General features: G+C 38.6%; 12 protein-coding genes and 2 tRNA genes. 8 read left to right on the forward strand and 6 right to left on the reverse strand.

Translation table 11 applies throughout. The features are described from left to right. Positions 1-4: 4 nt before the first annotated feature. Complete coding sequence (locus tag AN391_RS04700) at positions 5-1,387, reverse strand: amidohydrolase (RefSeq protein ID WP_055014318.1); 1,383 nt, start codon at positions 1,385-1,387, stop codon at positions 5-7. A 100-nt stretch (positions 1,388-1,487) separates the two neighbouring features. Next, on the reverse strand, positions 1,488-2,273 hold the full coding sequence (locus tag AN391_RS04705; RefSeq protein ID WP_055014319.1) for a hypothetical protein: 786 nt from the start codon (positions 2,271-2,273) through the stop codon (positions 1,488-1,490). 250 nt (positions 2,274-2,523) lie between these two features. Here AN391_RS04705 and AN391_RS04710 point away from each other — a divergent pair, with 250 nt between their 5' ends. Then, entirely contained in the window at positions 2,524-2,889 is a 366-nt protein-coding gene (locus AN391_RS04710) for a DUF3718 domain-containing protein (protein ID WP_055014320.1), read from the forward strand. A gap of 49 nt (positions 2,890-2,938) precedes the next feature. On the opposite strand, the gene AN391_RS04715 is transcribed toward AN391_RS04710, so the two are convergent. Beyond that, positions 2,939-3,631: a hypothetical protein gene (locus AN391_RS04715; protein WP_055014321.1), complete on the reverse strand. Its 693-nt coding sequence runs from the start codon at positions 3,629-3,631 to the stop codon at positions 2,939-2,941. A 109-nt stretch (positions 3,632-3,740) separates the two neighbouring features. Here AN391_RS04715 and AN391_RS04720 point away from each other — a divergent pair, with 109 nt between their 5' ends. Then, positions 3,741-4,604, forward strand: a complete 864-nt coding sequence (locus tag AN391_RS04720; RefSeq protein WP_055014322.1) for a fructosamine kinase family protein — start codon at positions 3,741-3,743, stop codon at positions 4,602-4,604. Between the two features lie 195 nt (positions 4,605-4,799). Next, positions 4,800-5,003 carry a CPXCG motif-containing cysteine-rich protein gene (locus AN391_RS04725; protein ID WP_055014323.1) on the forward strand — a complete coding sequence of 68 codons (204 nt, stop codon included), beginning with the start codon at positions 4,800-4,802 and terminating at the stop codon, positions 5,001-5,003. Here the strand turns inward: AN391_RS04725 and AN391_RS04730 are convergent. After that, entirely contained in the window at positions 5,000-5,626 is a 627-nt protein-coding gene (locus AN391_RS04730; RefSeq protein WP_055014324.1) for a riboflavin synthase, read from the reverse strand. The genes AN391_RS04725 and AN391_RS04730 overlap by 4 nt on opposite strands. Positions 5,627-5,754: 128 nt before the next feature. On the opposite strand from AN391_RS04730, the gene AN391_RS04735 reads away from it, so the two are divergent. From AN391_RS04735 to AN391_RS04750, 4 genes are all read left to right on the forward strand, one after another. Then, positions 5,755-7,104, forward strand: a complete 1,350-nt coding sequence (locus AN391_RS04735) for an MATE family efflux transporter (protein WP_055014325.1) — start codon at positions 5,755-5,757, stop codon at positions 7,102-7,104. Next, positions 7,097-8,143 (forward strand): DUF3080 family protein, encoded by a 1,047-nt coding sequence (locus AN391_RS04740; protein WP_055014326.1) that lies wholly within the window; start codon positions 7,097-7,099, stop codon positions 8,141-8,143. Before AN391_RS04735 ends, AN391_RS04740 begins: the two co-directional genes overlap by 8 nt. Positions 8,144-8,257: 114 nt before the next feature. Continuing rightward, positions 8,258-8,334, forward strand: a tRNA-Val gene (locus AN391_RS04745). Between the two features lie 45 nt (positions 8,335-8,379). Beyond that, positions 8,380-8,456 (forward strand) — tRNA-Val (locus AN391_RS04750). A 495-nt stretch (positions 8,457-8,951) separates the two neighbouring features. On the opposite strand, the gene AN391_RS04755 is transcribed toward AN391_RS04750, so the two are convergent. Continuing rightward, on the reverse strand, positions 8,952-11,315 hold the full coding sequence (locus AN391_RS04755; RefSeq protein WP_055014327.1) for an alkaline phosphatase D family protein: 2,364 nt from the start codon (positions 11,313-11,315) through the stop codon (positions 8,952-8,954). 675 nt (positions 11,316-11,990) lie between these two features. On the opposite strand from AN391_RS04755, the gene AN391_RS04760 reads away from it, so the two are divergent. Next, complete coding sequence (locus AN391_RS04760; protein WP_055014328.1) at positions 11,991-13,916, forward strand: CRTAC1 family protein; 1,926 nt, start codon at positions 11,991-11,993, stop codon at positions 13,914-13,916. 638 nt (positions 13,917-14,554) lie between these two features. Here AN391_RS04760 and AN391_RS04765 read toward each other — a convergent pair. Then, the gene (locus AN391_RS04765) at positions 14,555-18,016 is read right to left on the reverse strand and encodes a TonB-dependent receptor (protein ID WP_055014329.1); all 3,462 of its coding nucleotides are present in this window, start codon (positions 18,014-18,016) and stop codon (positions 14,555-14,557) included. Positions 18,017-18,109 lie beyond the last annotated feature (93 nt).

Consider the following 18,109-nt stretch of genomic DNA (forward strand, 5'->3'; position numbering starts at 1 on the left):
CTCCTTATTGTTGGCCTAACATAAAATCACTTTGTGCCTGAAATGCGCTGTCGTTTCTATCGTAAACTTTTGCGCCATCAATAAATACTTGTTCAGCTTTTGCGTAAACGCTAAATGGGTTTTGGTTCCAAATAACAACATCGCCTTGCTTACCTGCTTGAAGCGAACCCGTTTTATCTTCAATACCCAATGATTTAGCCGCGTTAGAAGTGATCCACTTAATTGCGTGCTGCTCCGAAATATCAAAACCATTTTCGTTTGCACGGTACATTACTTTACCCGCTTCTTGGTTTAAGCGCTGAATAGTGGTGTCTGAGTCAGAGTGCACAATAGCGCACGAATTTTTTACCGCATCAACAATAGCTACGTTTTCTTGAACCATGTCGTAGGCTTCCATTTTAAAGCCCCACCAATCTGGCCAAAGTGCAGCACACGAACCATTTTCAGCCAGTAAATCTGCAATTTTATAAGCTTCTACACCGTGATGGAAAGTACCTGCGTGATAGCCAAATTCTTTTGACAGATCGATCATCATTGCCATTTCTTCAGCTTTATAACAATGATTATGAATTAACACTTCACCTTCAATAACCGCTTTTAGTGTATCGTGCTTAATGTCGCGAGCCGGTGCTTGTGGGTTTAAGCCTGCTTCGTAATCAGCGTCGTACTTGTCCCATGCACGTTTGTACTCTTGTGCTTCTGCCCATGCCATTCTGTAGCCGGCCATGTTACCCATACGGGTTGAAGGTAAAGTACCTTGGCGGCCATATACGCGTTTTGGGTTTTCACCACAGGCCATTTTTAAGCCATTAGGTGCATCAGGAAATTTCATTGCTTGCATTGTATGCGCAGGAATGTTTTTGAGTGTTACGCCACGCCCGCCAAATAGGTTAGCTGAACCTGGTAAAATTTGTAGTGAAGTAATACCACCTTCGCGGGCGCGGTTAAAGCCTGGATCTTGAGGCCATACAGAATGCTCTACCCACACCTCGGCAGTATTTGGGCTGGTCATTTCGTTACCATCTTGATGAGACTCAACTGATGGGCTTGGGTAGGCACCTAAGTGAGAGTGTACATCAATAATACCTGGGGTAACCCATTTACCCTGTGCATCAATGATTATATCTGCATTGGCCGATAAGTCTTTACCTACTTGTTGTACTTTACCATCAACAAGTAGTACATCAGCATCATTTAAACGCTCGCCTGTACCGGTAAGTACGGTTGCATTGGTAATTAAAGTGCTTTTACTTGCCAGCGGTGTGTAAGTGCTTGGGTATGGGTTTTTATTAATGGTGATTTTTGCATCTTGCGGGCCGTTTTCTTGGCAACCAACAAGCGCAGCAGCTAAACCAACTGCTAACAATGAGGGTGCAAATTTTTGCATGTTGTTAGGTTCTCCTGTTTTTTTGCTACTTTAGCTAAAGCGGCGTAATAAAGCTAAAAAAACAGGTAAAAAAGCGATTAATTGAGTTAAACGGCTGTCATTATTTTTTTATATAATTGTTATACAACTTTTCTAGCGCGGCTTCGGTAGTAAGGGAAGGATCTTTGTTTATAAAGTGTTTAACCGTGCGTGTCACAAAGTCTGAATTTTGCTTATGTTGCTTAGCAAAATCCTTAATTAAACTATTGCCATCGCTTGCTGTTGTTACTTTATTATGGCGATGACGATACTGGCTAAGCGCCCTGTTAAAATCGCCATTATAATCCTCAACCAGTATTTTATAAAAATCACTTTTTTGAACTTTAAGCACGTTAATACAGTAATTTAATGCCTCTTTAAAGTCGGTAAAAACGGTGCCTTCTACATCAAACTCTTTGGTTTTTTCGCGTACGGTTACACGGGCTTCTTCGGTGGCATATGTAAAGCCTGTAAATGCTAAACGCTCAGATGCCTCTTTACCTAATTTCATACCCGCTTGAATGCTGTGCGCAAATTCATCGCTCATTTCGCTTAATTCGTTTTCTTCCCACATGTTATAAACACGCAGCGCTTTAGCATACTTATTAGAGAGCTTTTTTTTAAGTTTTGTAAAGCGCTCATCTATTGTCATTAGCCTTTCATTATGTAATAAGGCATGGCACTCGTAACATGCTGCAATTGATATAAAATCGGCCTCTTCGCCTAAATCAATAATGCTCTGTAACATGTGCAGGGGCGGGCAATGGTCGCGCTCTGTGGCTTCGCACCCACAATAAAAACATTGGTTAAAATGTTTGTGCTCGCAGGCATACGCTTGCTGGTAATAGCTGGCTAACGTTTTGCTCACTGGTTCTCCTAAAAATTAAGCGCGTAAATATTGGGGGCGATGATAGCAGGCTGAGAAAATATGTCAGTAGCTGTAAAATAATTTTACCTAAGTGTGTCAAAAAACACACTTATTAGGGCTTAAATTCAGTCACCTAGGTTAAATGTGTATTTTTAAACATACCTGCTTACACCTTGTTGCGTTTGGTTAACAGCTTTTTAGTTTAAATCGCTCAATAATAAAGCTGAACCACAAACAATGAGGACTAATTATGAACACGTTAAAAGCGACTTTTTGCACAACTATGGTACTAGGGGCAACTTTATTAATCGCAAAACCAGCATTAGCAACGCAGTTTATCGCGGCTGATTCTTCGCCAGGTACACAGGCTTGTATGGCTGTTGCAGCGAATAAATCGTACAGTTTGCGTAAAGCGTTACGCGATTTAAATATAAGCAAAGCGGTAATGAGCAAAAAACTGCACTGTAATAACTTATCAATGGGCGACTTTGTTAGTTTATATAACCTTGATAAAAGCGCTAATTATTTAAATATTGATACCAGCACGCGCACATCAATTAAAGATTTAGCTAAGTCGAACAACCCAGAAAAAGTCATTATCACAGGGCCAAAATAGTATGGTGTTAACACAAAACTAAGTCTGCTTTGCAAGCAGGCTTAGTTTATTAAATAATGGCCGCAATTAAGCCAAATAAACCGCCAAACACACCGCCCCACACAACTAGCCAACCTAAATGCTCACGTATCATCGTTTGAATAATGTCTTTAACCATTTTAGGGGTGAGTTCATTTAAACGCTCATCAACTAATTTAAGTACCGTAGCATGTAAGCTTTGTGCGCTATTGCCTTGCGACAACGTATCGTTTACTAGCGCTTTAAAATCGTCTGTTTGGCTAATTTGCGCAAGTGATAGCTGCATTTTTTCAATAAACTTTTCTCGCATTGGCTCTATTGCCTCTGTGCCGCCAAACATACCTAGCATGCTACCAAACTGTGATTGCTCTATCACGTGCAGTAGGTTGTCGAACGCAGGGTTTAAATCAACCTTAGTAATAATGCCTTCAAAGTCGATATTAGGTTGTGCTTTGTTAAGTAGATTATTAATTTTTTGCTCTGAGAAAAACTCAGTCAAAATTAAATTACGAATAGCCACTTTAAAACTTTCAAATTTTAGAGCAATAACGCCCGAGCCATATAACAAAGGGACCTTTTCAAATAACATATGAACAGCCAATAAGTTTGTGACAGCACCAGATAGCGCAAATAACCCCACCGATAATACAATGGCCTGGTTAAAAAAGTAGCCTATCACGACACACAAAACCGCAAGCAAATTGGTGATAAAACTTTTGTTCATTGTTACTCCATTAGCATTTTTTATATCGTTAATTTTACAACGATTAGTTTGTTTAATTAATACTTTTTTGCCATAGTTTAAGTATCTGTTTAAAAGGCGAGCAATTGATATGTGGAAAACAGTAAACGAGCACATTAGCCAAGCCATTCATTATGACTTTAAACATACTTACAAACGCCAGCTGCAAAGTACAAATACCGATAAACTCTATCAATTAACTGATGGTAAGCACAATTACCTGGTTAAAATAGCCCTTAAAAACGAGCTAGATCGTCTAGAAAGCGAAGCGATTGGGCTTAAACAGCTTACCCAAAATAGTGTTTTTATGGTGCCTGACTGCATTGTAACAGGTGCTAATATTGAATTTTCGTTTATTGTACTTGAGTGGTTACTACTTGATAAACAGCCCCACACTCATTGGCACGATATGGGTAAGCAACTGGCTATGCTGCATCAAAAGCACGACCAAGCAATGTTTGGATTTGACGAAGATAACTACCTAGCCACAACCGTGCAACCAAACCAATGGCATAAAAAGTGGGATTTATTTTACGCAGAAGAGCGTATAGGCTGGCAACTTCAACTATTAGCCGAGAAAGGTATTGAGCTTGTAGAGCCTGAGCTATTAATTAACTTGGTAAAAGAGCAACTACATAGCCATGTAGTTCAGCCCTCTTTAGTACATGGTGATTTTTGGCGTGGAAATATGGGTTTTATTAAAAATGTACCCACCTTGTTTAACCCAGCATGCTATTACGGTGACCGCGAGGTCGATATCGCAATGAGTGAGCTATTTGCCCCCTTACCAGATGATTTTTATAACGCCTATAACGCGCAATACCCACTAAGCGATAACTATAATAAGCGTAAAGCGATATACCAGCTTTACCCTATTTTAAATCACGCAAATATTTTTGCAGGGCATTACCTTACTCAAGCTAAGCAACATATTGATACGCTGCTATCGCTTTAAATAATAATGCCTCTAAGGCGTAAAGTTACTGTCATAAACGTCGCTTCAGCACTATAGTTAAAAGGATGTAATTAAGGCTCAATACCTTGTTGTTTAGTTCAGTTTTGAGCCATCAAGTTGTTGCTAGTATAACCGCACAACTTAATTAATGCGTATCAACAAGTTAATTCTTACCTTGGTACTATTGGAGTGATTATGAAAGATTTTTTATCACAACGTATCACCTGCCCTCACTGTGGCAACCACATACACCTAGATATCGACGCAAGCATGGGAGATCAAGACTACATTGAAGAATGCAGTGCCTGTTGTAACCCTATTCATTTAAATATGCATATAGACCATGCTCATAAAAAATTAGAGTTACACATAGACAGCGACGATGAGCAAATTTTTTAGCCCTGGTGGCGTAAGTAATTTTCTACCGTGTTAACAATGGTATAAGTTTGTTGATCAACTTCTATATTTAGTTCATCACCCTCTTGTGCGTTACCTAAATTTGTAATGGCCAGCGTTTCGGGGATCAAGTGTAACCAAAACCCCTGCTCGTCAATTTCGCCCACGGTTAAACTTGCGCCATTTATTGCTACAAAGCCTTTGTATAAAACATACTTTTGCCATTTAGACGGTAGGCTTAACTGAATTTTACAGTTGTTTTGCTCTTTGACTATTTGCTTGATTTGGGCAGTACAGTGAATGTGCCCAGATACAATATGGCCACCTAGTTCAGTACCAAAAGTGACTGAACGCTCGTAATTGACTAAACTACCTACTGCAAGCTTGCCTAAATTGGTAAGTAATAATGTTTCATCGATTACATCAAAGTGCACTTGTGCCACTACATCATGGTTACTTAATTCTACTTTAACCACTGTTAGGCAACAGCCATTAATTGCAATACTGGCCCCTAAATCAAGGTGTTTAACGTATTCATCACCTACCGATACAACCAAGCGTAAAACCCCTTCAGTGTGTGTGGTAGATACAACAGTGGCTTGAGTTTGAACGATTCCTGTAAACATAAAATCACTTAAAATTATTACAAAGTGCTAGTTTAACGTATCAACGGGTAAAATCATTCACTACAGTGATTTTTATTTGAAACACAATCGATTACAATTGCGCCCTGTTTTATCAAATAGCTGTTTTTATGACCTTTAGTAGCTGGGAAGCCAAACGTTTAATTACCCTTGCCGTACCTGTATTTTTAGCACAAGTAACACTCGTTTTAATGTCGGTGGTCGACACTATTATGGCAGGCCAAGTAAGCCCCACAGATTTAGCTGCGCTATCGATTGCAACCGGTATATGGAACCCGTTATTACTAGCGCTGCAAGGTATTTTGCTCGCGTTAACTGGGATTATTGCCCAATTTGCAGGTGCTAATGATAAAAAAGGCATTAGCCATTATTTTCAGCAAGCACTGTATTTAACCGCAATTTTAAGCACAATTGGTTTTGGTATCGCCAACCTAGCCGATATTGTTATTTTAAAACTCGATACAACCCCCGCTATTGCAAGCCTTGCGCATGACTATATTCATTTTGTGAAATGGGGCGCCTTTGGTTTTTTAATTTTTACCGTTTATCGCAATATGACCGAAGGCATGGGGATGACAAAACCGGCTTTTTATATCAGCTTGCTGGGCCTTGGCGTTAATATTCCGGCTAACTATATTTTTATAAATGGTTTATTTGGCTTACCAGCTTTAGGCGGTGCGGGGTGTGGCATTGCTACGGCATTGGTACTAACTGTAATGGCTGTTGCACAAGTAACCTATTGCCAGTTTAGTAAAAAAATAGATGCAAAAGCCCTGCTGGCAAATTTTGAAAAGCCCAATATTAAAACCATTGGCATTATTACTAAATTAGGTATACCCATTTCGTTGGCCACCTTTTTTGAAATTACGCTATTTGCGTGCATACCTTTGTTTATTGCACATTTAGGCGCTGTTGCAGTGTCGGGCCATCAAATTGCAGGAAGCGTAACTGCATTATTATTTATGATGCCACTGAGCTTATCTATCGCCATTAGTATTCGTATTGGTAATTTATTTGGTCAAAACCATTTAAGCCAATTAAAAACTGCTATATCGACTAGCTACATATTAGCCATTGCTATAGCGTTATTTTTAGCATTTATAACCTTTATTGGCCGCAATTTAATAAGCCAACTATACACCGACAGCCCTGCTGTTATTGCCTTAGCTAGCTCTATTATGATTTTAGCCTGTATTTATCAAATTCCTGATGCACTGCAAGTCGCTGCCAATGGCATATTAAGGGGTTTAAAGCATACTCAGCCTATATCGTATATCACGTTTATATCGTACTGGTTAATCGGTTTTGCTTTAGGCTACGTATTAGGAAGAACAGATTTAATTGTGCCCGCCATGGGGCCGCACGGTTTTTGGATAGGTATTATTTTTGGTTTAACCGTTGCTGCTGTGTGGCTTATGTTCACCGTTAATAAGCGATTAAAGCAGGCGCCATTTGTATAAAAAAGCCCTTACATTATTATTTAGCAAAACATGGTTAAGCTTTTTATTAGCTGTGTGTTGCGCCGTGCTTGCTGGGTGTTCAAAAGCGCCCAGCACCACGTATCAAACATACACAGAACGCTTAAGTAATACCCTTGAAATCCAGGCCCCAAGCTTAAGTAAGCCTGCTCCAATTAGCCCGCTATTACCCCCAAATACGCTTACTAAAGGCAGCACTATCAGCTTGGTCGAACTTGCCAGTCTAAGCCATTGTAAACTCAGCTTACTTATTAGCGAGCATAATAATCAGCTAGGCAAAACGGCAGGCTATGCCAGTGTTTTAAAGTATCAAATAGAGTTTGTGCAAAATGCGCAGCAGTGCTTAAGCACACTTGAGCCTGACTCAAACATTTACAAAACCCTATTAAATGCAAAAGCGCAAAAAGAGCAAACACTAAACCACTACTTTAATTTAATGCTGTATAACGAATTAGAGCTTAAAAACACGTGGCAAGCTAGCAGCGCAGAGCTTGCTGTGGCGCCGGCTGGGTATAGCGACACCGTAGCGGCCATGCAGAAGCTTGTACAGTTAAAGCGCCACATACTCAATAAACACTATTTAAAAATCAACTCCGCAGACATATTTAACGCGTTAGAGCAGCTTAACAAGTACCGTTTTAACCAATTACTTATTTACTCTGCGCGTTTGCAAATAGCATTTAATAATTCAGCAACGCAATTTATTCAGTCGCAATCAATTGATGAGATATGCCCAGCAGGAAAAAATAAAAAAGTAGCGACAATAGTTAGCAACGTCTTCCAAAAGTTTTACCTCAGAAAAATACAGCCTTATCAGGCTAATTTAGCAGGCTACCTTGAAACACTATTACCTCTGTATAGCCAACTTTGGCTTGACGAACCCATAACAAATAGCCAAATAAACATTTTGATAGCGCAGAATTCGCAAAATAATCTATTAAACCAGCTTAAAGGCTCAGCCAAAAAACACGTAACCTGGTGGCAAAACTTTTATAAAACGTGTGAAATCAGCCCAATATGAATAAAAAAACGGCAAATAAACCTAAAAGCAACAAACTTGCTTGATTCACCACTCACCACGCTATATATTAGCGGCCGCTGGTAAATTATATTCACCGCATCTTAATTAGGTAATACGACCGTAGCTCAGTTGGTTAGAGCGCTACCTTGACATGGTAGAGGTCGGTGGTTCGAATCCACTCGGTCGTACCAAATTTATTCTTCCCTATGAATAAATATAATTAAGTTATTATTTATACGACTGTAGCTCAGTTGGTTAGAGCGCTACCTTGACATGGTAGAGGTCGGTGGTTCGAATCCACTCAGTCGTACCAAATCAAAGACTTAAGATTAAATTTTAATTCTTTCTTGAATTACCGCATCACCCAAAAAAATTTTTATCTATAAATAAATATAAAAGAGAATTTATTAACGTTTTATTTTAGGCTGTTTTCTGCGTGAGAAATCACCTAAAAATCAAACTAAAAAGTAATTTTGTGCCCAATGTTGTGCACGTGCCCTGAAACTAAATTTACAATTTTATTCACCTTCTTTTTTGACCAACACCCAAACCAAAAGTGGCAATCCCTACCCTATAGAAAAATTAAAAAATAAAGGTCAAAAATAATGACCACAACCTTAGATTATTCATTTTAGGCACCGTGCCAAGCCGATTTTCGTGCCTAAAAGTATTTTCACTTACTAACTCTTAAAATAAATGTTTTTCTAAGTTAAATGAATCTAATCATAAAAACATTTAAAAGCTATAAAAACGACGGTTGAATAATTCTCCCGCCGTGCTGAAAGTATCTAAATAATTTTGATAATATTTAACTTATCAAGTTATTTCCTCTGTTCTCTTTTTGGTGAATTGTAACAGGCCAACCTGGGAACTGGTTACTTGCCTTACTATCAGCTACATCAATTAAAAAGCGATATGCTTCCATTGTGTAGGTGAGGTTTCTAGAGTCAAAGGTAATAAAACCAAAACCACTTCCTTTCTCATGTGCTTTCACATAGCGGTTATTTGATTTTCCAACCTTTGGATTACCAACCGCATAGACATAAATCTTATTACCGAAGGTATCATTGTACTCGCCTGTTTCAGCAAGCCCATGTGCAGGGCGATTTTGATAAGGCATCTTCATAGAATCAGGCTTCCACCACCTTGGCCAACCGGCAGAAATAGCTGGTGTACAAAAAGCCCAATTGCTATCCCTTTGCTGATTTACGCCATATTGCGATAAAGAGCCTAAATGGGTATCACCACAAATATGTAACGCCATAGAGTCACGCATTGCATCAATTGCACGGTTACGTGCAGAGGCAGGCCAGCCACTTGAATCAAAATCATACTTCAAGAAACGATCAGGTAAGGGCTGATGAGTAGAAATAGCTGCAAATACAGTCTGGCTTAATACCGCTTTTAATTTATGTCCACGCCAATCTTTACCCCACTTTATAAGAAAGTTCTCTTGGCGGCTTCCTAACAGGTCTAAGCCAGGAGGATTAAATATTGGATTATAATAAAACGGATCTTCATCTTGCCCTGTTTCTCCTACCGCAACATTAATACGTTCAGGACCACTTTTCCACTGCCTATCGGCAAGTATAGCAAAACCAACACCGCCGTATAACATCGTTCCGTAATACGAACTAATACCATTGGTTGGTGTTGGGTCATAAGGATCTGGGTGATGGTTTAGAGTCGTTCTATGTACCATATTAATCACACGTGCAGAATCAATGTAACCACCTAAAACACTTGCTGAAGGATCTTTCGAAATGTTTTCCATCCTTGCACCACCTTCACCCCACAAATTACCTTGGAGTACATCATGATCATCGGGTAAACAAATTGTCGGCTGATTCCGCATTACCTCTTTGAAAGCCCAACCAAACTGATAAAATTTGCGTAAATAATTTAAAATAGCTAAATTATCTGGGGTACGAATTACACCAAACCCACCATGGGTTTCATAAATTTGGTCACCAGAAAAAAACACCAAATCAGGATTTAGTTTTTCGACATTTTGAGCAACAGGTTGGTACGGAAAGCCATAATCATTTTGGCACGTGAGCGCGGCCATTCGTAATTTTTCACTCGCTGGGTTAGCTTTTATAACTCCTGAATATATATCTGGAGTTTGCGTACCATCAGTGTGTTTTTCACGATATATAACACGAAAAGGCGTATCGCGTGTTTCATCCCAATTGGCTATACGAAAAGTCGCCAACCAGCCATCATGGTCTATGACTTGCGAATCGATAGCGACCCACTGATTATCACGTTGTACTTGCAGTTCTAATTGTTGATTATCCTGCTCACCTATTGGCCCTGTGTATGCACTCAATTTCATCACAAAGCCTTCATTTGTCAATGTATCGCTTAATGAATACATGGTCCAAAGTATTGGACCAAACGCCTGTTCATCTATTACTGAAAAAGCTTCACCTTGCATAGTCCAATTACTAAATTTATAACGTGCGCCCAATTTATCTTCAGGTGCATTTTCATATGTAACGGATGGAATCGAGAAATTACTAACCAAAGCCACATTACCCAATAATTCAGAGGCAGCAGTCAAATGAGTGAGAGTACCTATAATTTTTCCAGACAAGGTCAAGCTAGCTGTTAACTTTAAAGCCATGGCACCTGATTGCGGAGCCCCTGTCAGTGTTAAAGTAATATCTTGATTCCCTACAGGAACCATTAAAGGAACTGTGTTATTCCCTAACACCAAATTATTATTTTTAATGCCTAGGTCGTACCCCTGTTGAACAAAACAATTACTACGGTATTCATTGAGTTCACTTTTCGCACCAAGACGAATCCCTGCACCACCATCGTTACTGTTTTGCTCTAAACGAGATACTTGCACAGACATTGTAAAAGGTTGATCAAGATGCGCTATTTGGTGGGTAAGCGAATGAACACTACGATTACCACCTCTATTAATACATTCAGCAGACCCGTTAACAACTCGCCAATCCTCCATTGGATTAGCCCAATATTGTTTACCGAGCCAAACTCTATCATGCGTTTTGTGCCAATTATCGCGATGAGACTTCGTACCTCGGGTAACTGTTGAAGTCATAGCACCTAAATGACTAGTACAACCAGAAATTCCTGTAGCAGCAACACCAGCTGCTAGCATTTTGAGGACTGAACGACGAGATATATTTTTATTCATAATTTTAATCTCACTTATTGAATATTGTTAACAGTAAACAACAATATATCTTTTCTAAATAAATATCAGCATTTGTTTTGAAAAAAGTTTAAGAAATTTTATCTACTCGTTCAAATTAAAGAAGAACTAGTTAGCTTTAATCTAGTTGCCAAAAAATAAATTATTGATTTATAGGTATAACCTCCCACTGCGTAGATAAGCGATCCCTATTAGCAGCGTTAGGTGTATCATAAGATCTCGACCGATAATATGATCAAATATCTTCCATCAAGCCTCAATATTTAGAGAAATCTAAATACTTATAACAGTTATAAAAAGGTTGCTATGTAATAACAAAAAACTGTAACCTGAACACATTGTCAACAATTAACACGATTTACTATTCATTATGGCATTTCTAAATAACTATAAAATAAATACACGAATCTTAGCTATAGCGCTTATTGCCTCATTAAAAAAAGGCCTATGTCAGATTATAATCTGCGCATCTATTAAGCCCAGCAGCAAGCTGGTAAGTCAGCTTGGTCAATACTTTCGCGCAGCCTTTAGCAAGCACCACTCGAAGTAACCAACAATGTCGATAACTTATCTGACATTGTTGAAAACTTAGAAAGCTATATTAATGAGTTCACTTTGGTTAAGCCCAAAGCCAACACCTTATAAGGACCTTTTTCTATGAGTAATACACTATTTAAACTAAGTACTATCTCTATTGCGCTTTCTATTACAGCCTGCAGTACTCAAAATACAAGTACGCAAGCCCAACCTAAAATTAAGTTCGAGGATGTCTCTGTCGAAGTGGGTTTAACAACTGATAAAAACTGGAAATACGGTGGTCCTACTATTTCAGATCTAGATAATGATGGACATTATGATTTATTATTGACGAATCATGACTCAACTCCCATACGTTTATTTTTGGCTAATGGTGATAATACATATACATTACAGCCTGATATTTATCCTCGAGTTGACCTACATGGTATGGCCAGTGGTGATTACGATAACGATGGTGACAACGATATTTTAATTGCGTTAGGTGGTGGCAATGGTCAAACACCACAGCCTCAAAGGCTTCTTCGTAATGATAATGGCAAATTTACAGATGTTACTGTCGAATCAGGGTTATCAAAAATGGGGGCTCGAGGTCGCTCAGTGCGCTGGATTGATTTAGATAACGATGGCGACCTTGATTTTATGCAAGTCAATGCTGCCAAGCAGGTGAACGAAGACACACCTCGAAATATATTGTTCGAAAACCAGGGTAATGGACAATTTATTTATCACCCTTCACAAGAATTTGAAAACTTACACGCTGAGAGGGTGTTATTAAGCGATTATAATAACGATGGCATTCTAGATATATTTGGCTTCAACGGCCACAGTGAGTTAATTATTTACAAAGGTAATAACGATTTCACCTTTGCCAATGTAACTGAAGATGTATTAGCCGATAACTCAAAAAACTACTTTGGTACGCTAGCAATGGCACAAGCCGACATTGATAACGATGGTGATATGGATTATTACCTTGCTCACGGCAAGTCACACTATGCTATTGCTAACAATAGTATCTCATTTAATGACCACTCTAAACGGTTAGATATTCGTGATGAAGGTAATAAAAGTCACGACGGCATTACATTGATTGCAGAAGAGAATATAATTCTTAGCGATTTTTATCATTTCCCACGCGCTAAATTACTCAATCATATGCCTGTTTATCTAGGTGCAAACAAAGAGCTGATCGAAACCCCCGATAATAATGTCCAAATCACACAAAACCGTGCCCAAGGCTTTCCTGTAAAGATTGATAAAACAGGTTGGTATATTGGTTATATAGGTAATGGCCAGTGGCGTGTTGAGTGGATGCTTGCAGATAATCTTGCTTGGGATGTACGCGCCTCATTTAAAAACATTATCTCTTATAAAAGCAACTGGGAGCCACAAAACTTAGCCTTACCAGATGCACTGTTACGTAATGACAATGGCAAACTTGTAGATATTTCAGCGCAGCTTCCAGTCGCTACCAATTCGAATAACTGGGGTGTGGTACCTGGAGATTTTAACAACGATACCAAAATGGATTTTATGGTGTATAGGTTTGGTGAATTAAAAGAGCGCATTGCCGATGTGTTACTCCTTAACCAAGGTGACTATTCATTTACGCCTGAGCTTACTCATAATGCGACTAGCGAATTAGGCCAGGACTCGCACGGAGATATGGGTGCTGCTTTTGACTATAATCAAGATGGTAAGCTCGATTTGCTCAGTGGTGATGATGACAATGGTAAATGGCATTTATATGAAAATAATAGCTTATTAGCTGATAGTCATTACTTATTGGTGCGAGTCGGCTACTCAAGGTCTGGGATTGATCCACTCGGAGCAAAAATTCAACTAACAACTGACTCAGCATCGCAACTCCAAGTTATAGGCTCACACAGCGCATCGCACTCTCAAAGTTTACTCAATATAGCTCATTTTGGTTTAGCTAAAGCTAAAAAAGTGACTTCAGTGATCGTAACTTGGCGCGATGGTAGCCAACAAAGAGTAGATAACATTAACGCAGATATACTAATTAAAGTTGGTCAATTTTAGGACGTGTTTATTTTAGTCACTGTATATCAATAAAAGGCCTGTAAATACCTAAGTATTTACAGGCCTTTTCACTCGTTCATTGTTTCTCATATCACTCCTTTCATTTAATGTTTATTTTTCATTTTTATCTTTGTTCAATCAAGTTTAGATCAATTGATTAAAAGGTACTTTGCTTTGTAAGGCAGCTCTAGCAGGTAAATACAAACAAGATAACTGTCATACGGGCCTACAGGTGATCATCGATTACTTTTGTATTTCAATCTTCTCTATAAAGATACTTCTCAAACTTAATTAGCTCATCAAGTAAATATGATTAGCATAAGCAATATTACAACTTATATAAGCAAGTTAGGCATGGGCATATTTTAAAAGGTACGATAAAAATAATGCTTGATTCAATCCAAAGAAGGAACTTATTTATCTCTTCTATATAGCTTTTTTGTACAAGCCTCATATTGAAAATGTAATTTAACTTTTTGTATTTACAGTAAAAAGCCGTACCAATATTTATAAATTACCAAGTGGTTTGTATATAGAGAAGTTATTCGGTCTTTCAAAGGTAAGTTTAGTGAGTATATTGTATTTGCTCTTAGCAGATACAAAAAGGCCGCACTTTAATAGTGCGGCCAACTTTTACATTAAAAGTTAATACGGGTATTCAACCTAAATGTACGCCCGGTATGATATTGATAAACCGTGCGCGATTTAGTTGCGTCACCTTCAAGTGGGCTACCTTCATCAAAAGTCACCCCTCCTGCTTGCAAGAATCGGCTAGTAAAGTATTGTCTAACTCCCTCATCTGTTAAATTAGCGACTTGGAAAGAAACACTGATATTATCATTAACTTTATAACTAGCTGAGAAATCAAGGGTTTGACGACCTTCTTCCCAAAGCGAACCATTCTCCCAAGAACGTTGCACTAGCTGGTCTGTTGTACCTTGATAAGATAAACGTAACTGATGACCATTTTTCTCCCAGAAACCCGTTAAGTTGTAGCTATGCTCAGGCGTATATGCAACAGCTAATGAAGGTACTTTAATATCGCTATCAATAGAAGAGATTTCTTGGTCATACTCTGAATCTTGATAAGTATAATTAGCCTGCATACCTAAACCAGACCAAATGCCGGGTAAGTTGTCGTAGGTTTGCATGTACTGTAGCTCTAGACCTTTGATAGATGCCCCTTTACCATTTTTAATACGCGTAGTATTAAATTTGGCACACATCTGCTCTAAATCACCTGAATACATCCAGTCTAACTCATAATCCTGACCACCTTGGAAACGTTTAGGCATACACCCTTCCAAGCTATCTTGGCCAGCAATCAGTACGAGATCGTTTGGATCGTATGTTTCCCCTTCAGCTAACCCAACACCGCGCAAATCATCCATATAAGTGACAATAGTTTCTGATTCTTCGAAATTAGTCATATCCTTATAAAATAAAGTAGCGGCTAATAAACCCGATTCATTGAAGTACCACTCATATGATATGTCTAGATTAAACGATTCAAGTGGATCTAATTTAGGGTTAGTTAATGTAATAGAATTATTCCTATTTTCACCACCCCATTGTGTTTCTCTCACTTTAAAGCCTGGGCGAAGAGAATCAATTTGTGGGCGTGCCATCGTTTTTGATGCGGCAAAACGAATGATTGTGTCTTCACTATATAAATAATTTAAGTTTAAACTCGGTAAGAATAAATCATACTCGTGTTCATCCGTAACAGTAAATGAACGTAAGCTTCTATCTTCCGTAGGTAATAAATTGCCTGCGTCATCATAAACTCGTTCACCGTAAATCCAATGTTTCTCTGTAGATACATCAGAGTGACGCCATAAATACCATTCAGATTCGAATTCACTACCTTGAATTGCATTTGGATCATGGCATGGGCCCTGATCTGGAATAACAATATCATCTTTTTTATCATTAGTACCTAGGGTGTCATAGCCTAAACCATCGACACGTGACCAACGAATTTCTTCGTTATAATTAGCACCATAAAACTTGGTAGGTGAACAAAGTGGTAAGCTGGTATCACGAAGTTCTGCAAGTTTAAATGGGTCCATTAAACGAGCATTATTTGATGGGTCAAAAGCAAACTGCACACCAGATGCTCCTTGAACTTCAACCGTAGTTTTGACATAGCGAACACCTACGTCACCGGTGATCTTGCCATCCATCAATTCAAAGTTTAATTTAGTATAAAATGCTAGGTTATCCAATTCTGTATTGCGAGTATTTGAATCATCAGTATTAAATTCCACCTCAGAGCTACCCTGAGCAACTTCAAATGCTTTGAATGCAGAGAAACTACTCCAACCATCTGTCACAGCATCGCGGCTATAACCGAGGCCAGCCATAAAGTCATCAACTGGAAATTCTTCACCATCGGTTATCATTTCACCGGTAATATCACGCAGGCCACTGCCAAGTACTGCTGGTAAACCGGTGTTTGGATTTGTTACTACAACCCCTTCACCTACGTTATTAAATGTACCTTGCTGGGCATCCACATACTTAGAACGTTTAGACCATTTAGCACCAAACTCAATTGACCGAAAGTTATCTGAGTCTAAGACGTAATCAAAATCTACAAATAACGACTTTTGTTCATCTTCGACCTGATTTAAAGTTCTGCTCATATATGATAAGTGTTGAGCGTTTAATTCGTCAGGGTTAAATCCTGTGGTGCTATAGTTATCCCATAAGCTTTCTGGATCACCAAAGGTATTATTTTCGCCATAGTCAATTAAGCCCGTACCGGTTACTAAATTACACAGACCACTACTACAATCATAACCAACAGGTTCCATATCTTCAGGTGGAACATTTTTTAAACTCCATGCACTAATATTCGCAAAATTTTGTAACCCCACGTACACAGAGTTATTGGGAATTTGTTCTGTTTTTGAGTAACCAACTCCCGCATCCATAGTTAATGAATCACTAAAGTTATGCTTCATATCTAACGAAAATATTTGATTATTATTTTCAAAATCACCTTCAGATTGCACTAAGCCACCGCTGCCGAAACGATTTACAAATTTAGTAAAAGTATTAGTTTCTAGATCAATTGTTCGCCAATCTTGTTCTGGATCTGTAAACGCAGCAGTTACACCTGCCAAACCTGGATCCTCACCTTCCACTAAGTTTTTAGTTTCAACTGAGCGAGTATTAATTCCATGCATCGAGTTATTAATATCTTGCTTACCGATAATGGCATTAAAATTAAATTCAGTATCCTCTGAAGCACGCCATTGTAGACCTAAATTTAAATTGACACGGTCATTTTGACTTTCATGATATTGATATTGAACATTACGCGGCGTAATACCGACAGCATTTTCGACAACATTACCGTTAGTATCGGTTGCAAGAGGAGATTCTGTCGCAAACCACTCTGTTGCAGAGTATTGATCTTTACGATAAGCATTGGTTTCTTTAACAGCTGTAACAACCACACCAAACGTATCATCAAAAAACTTACGAGAAAAAGTACCTGACACTTTATAGTTATCTTCTTCTGACAGGTCGTTGTAACGGCCTTCAAGCGTCATTGTGTTTATTTCATAATTTAAATCGAGTGGCTTTGTTGTGGTTAAGTTAATATTCGCACCTAATGCCCCTTCTTCATGATCGGCACTTGGAGTTTTTACAACTTCAATCTTAGACAAAATATCTGATGAGTACTGAGATAAATCCACCCCTTGGCTATAACCCGTCGAGCCTAGCTGTACACCGTTCATACTAATATTATTTTGCTGAGAGTTAGCACCACGCACTGTAACTCGTGCGCCTTCGCCATCGACAGTCTGTACTGAAACACCCGTTACACGCGATAGCGCATCTGCGATGTTTTGGTCTGTCGATTTACCAATATCCTCAGCATTAATTGAATCAACCACGTTTTCAGCGAAGCGTTTATCGTTTATTGATTTTTTTACACTTGCAGCTAAACCGCTTACTTCAATGATCTCAATATCATCTTCAGCTTCTGTTTTTTCATTTTCTTGTTGTTGTGCATAAATCAAATTCGAAGCAAATAGCGCAGCTGTCAATGCGCTTAATTTGAAAGTTTTCTTTATGGTTGTCATGTGTGTTCCCCGTTGAAGGTTTTATTATGTTGTCAGGTTATCATTTTGTAAACAATAGTATGAGAAGCAATTCATTGTCAACTGTATTTTGTT

The organism is Pseudoalteromonas sp. P1-13-1a (genome assembly GCF_001401875.1).
Lineage (GTDB): Bacteria > Pseudomonadota > Gammaproteobacteria > Enterobacterales > Alteromonadaceae > Pseudoalteromonas.

Coding starts and splice junctions, on each gene's coding strand:
- AN391_RS04700 (WP_055014318.1), bottom strand. CDS start 1,387: ATGCAAAAATTTGCACCCTCATTGTTAGCAGTTGGTTTAGCTGCTGCG.
- AN391_RS04710 (WP_055014320.1), top strand. CDS start 2,524: ATGAACACGTTAAAAGCGACTTTTTGCACAACTATGGTACTAGGGGCA.
- AN391_RS04715 (WP_055014321.1), bottom strand. CDS start 3,631: ATGAACAAAAGTTTTATCACCAATTTGCTTGCGGTTTTGTGTGTCGTG.
- AN391_RS04720 (WP_055014322.1), top strand. CDS start 3,741: ATGTGGAAAACAGTAAACGAGCACATTAGCCAAGCCATTCATTATGAC.
- AN391_RS04725 (WP_055014323.1), top strand. CDS start 4,800: ATGAAAGATTTTTTATCACAACGTATCACCTGCCCTCACTGTGGCAAC.
- AN391_RS04730 (WP_055014324.1), bottom strand. CDS start 5,626: ATGTTTACAGGAATCGTTCAAACTCAAGCCACTGTTGTATCTACCACA.
- AN391_RS04735 (WP_055014325.1), top strand. CDS start 5,755: ATGACCTTTAGTAGCTGGGAAGCCAAACGTTTAATTACCCTTGCCGTA.
- AN391_RS04755 (WP_055014327.1), bottom strand. CDS start 11,315: ATGAATAAAAATATATCTCGTCGTTCAGTCCTCAAAATGCTAGCAGCT.
- AN391_RS04760 (WP_055014328.1), top strand. CDS start 11,991: ATGAGTAATACACTATTTAAACTAAGTACTATCTCTATTGCGCTTTCT.
- AN391_RS04765 (WP_055014329.1), bottom strand. CDS start 18,016: ATGACAACCATAAAGAAAACTTTCAAATTAAGCGCATTGACAGCTGCG.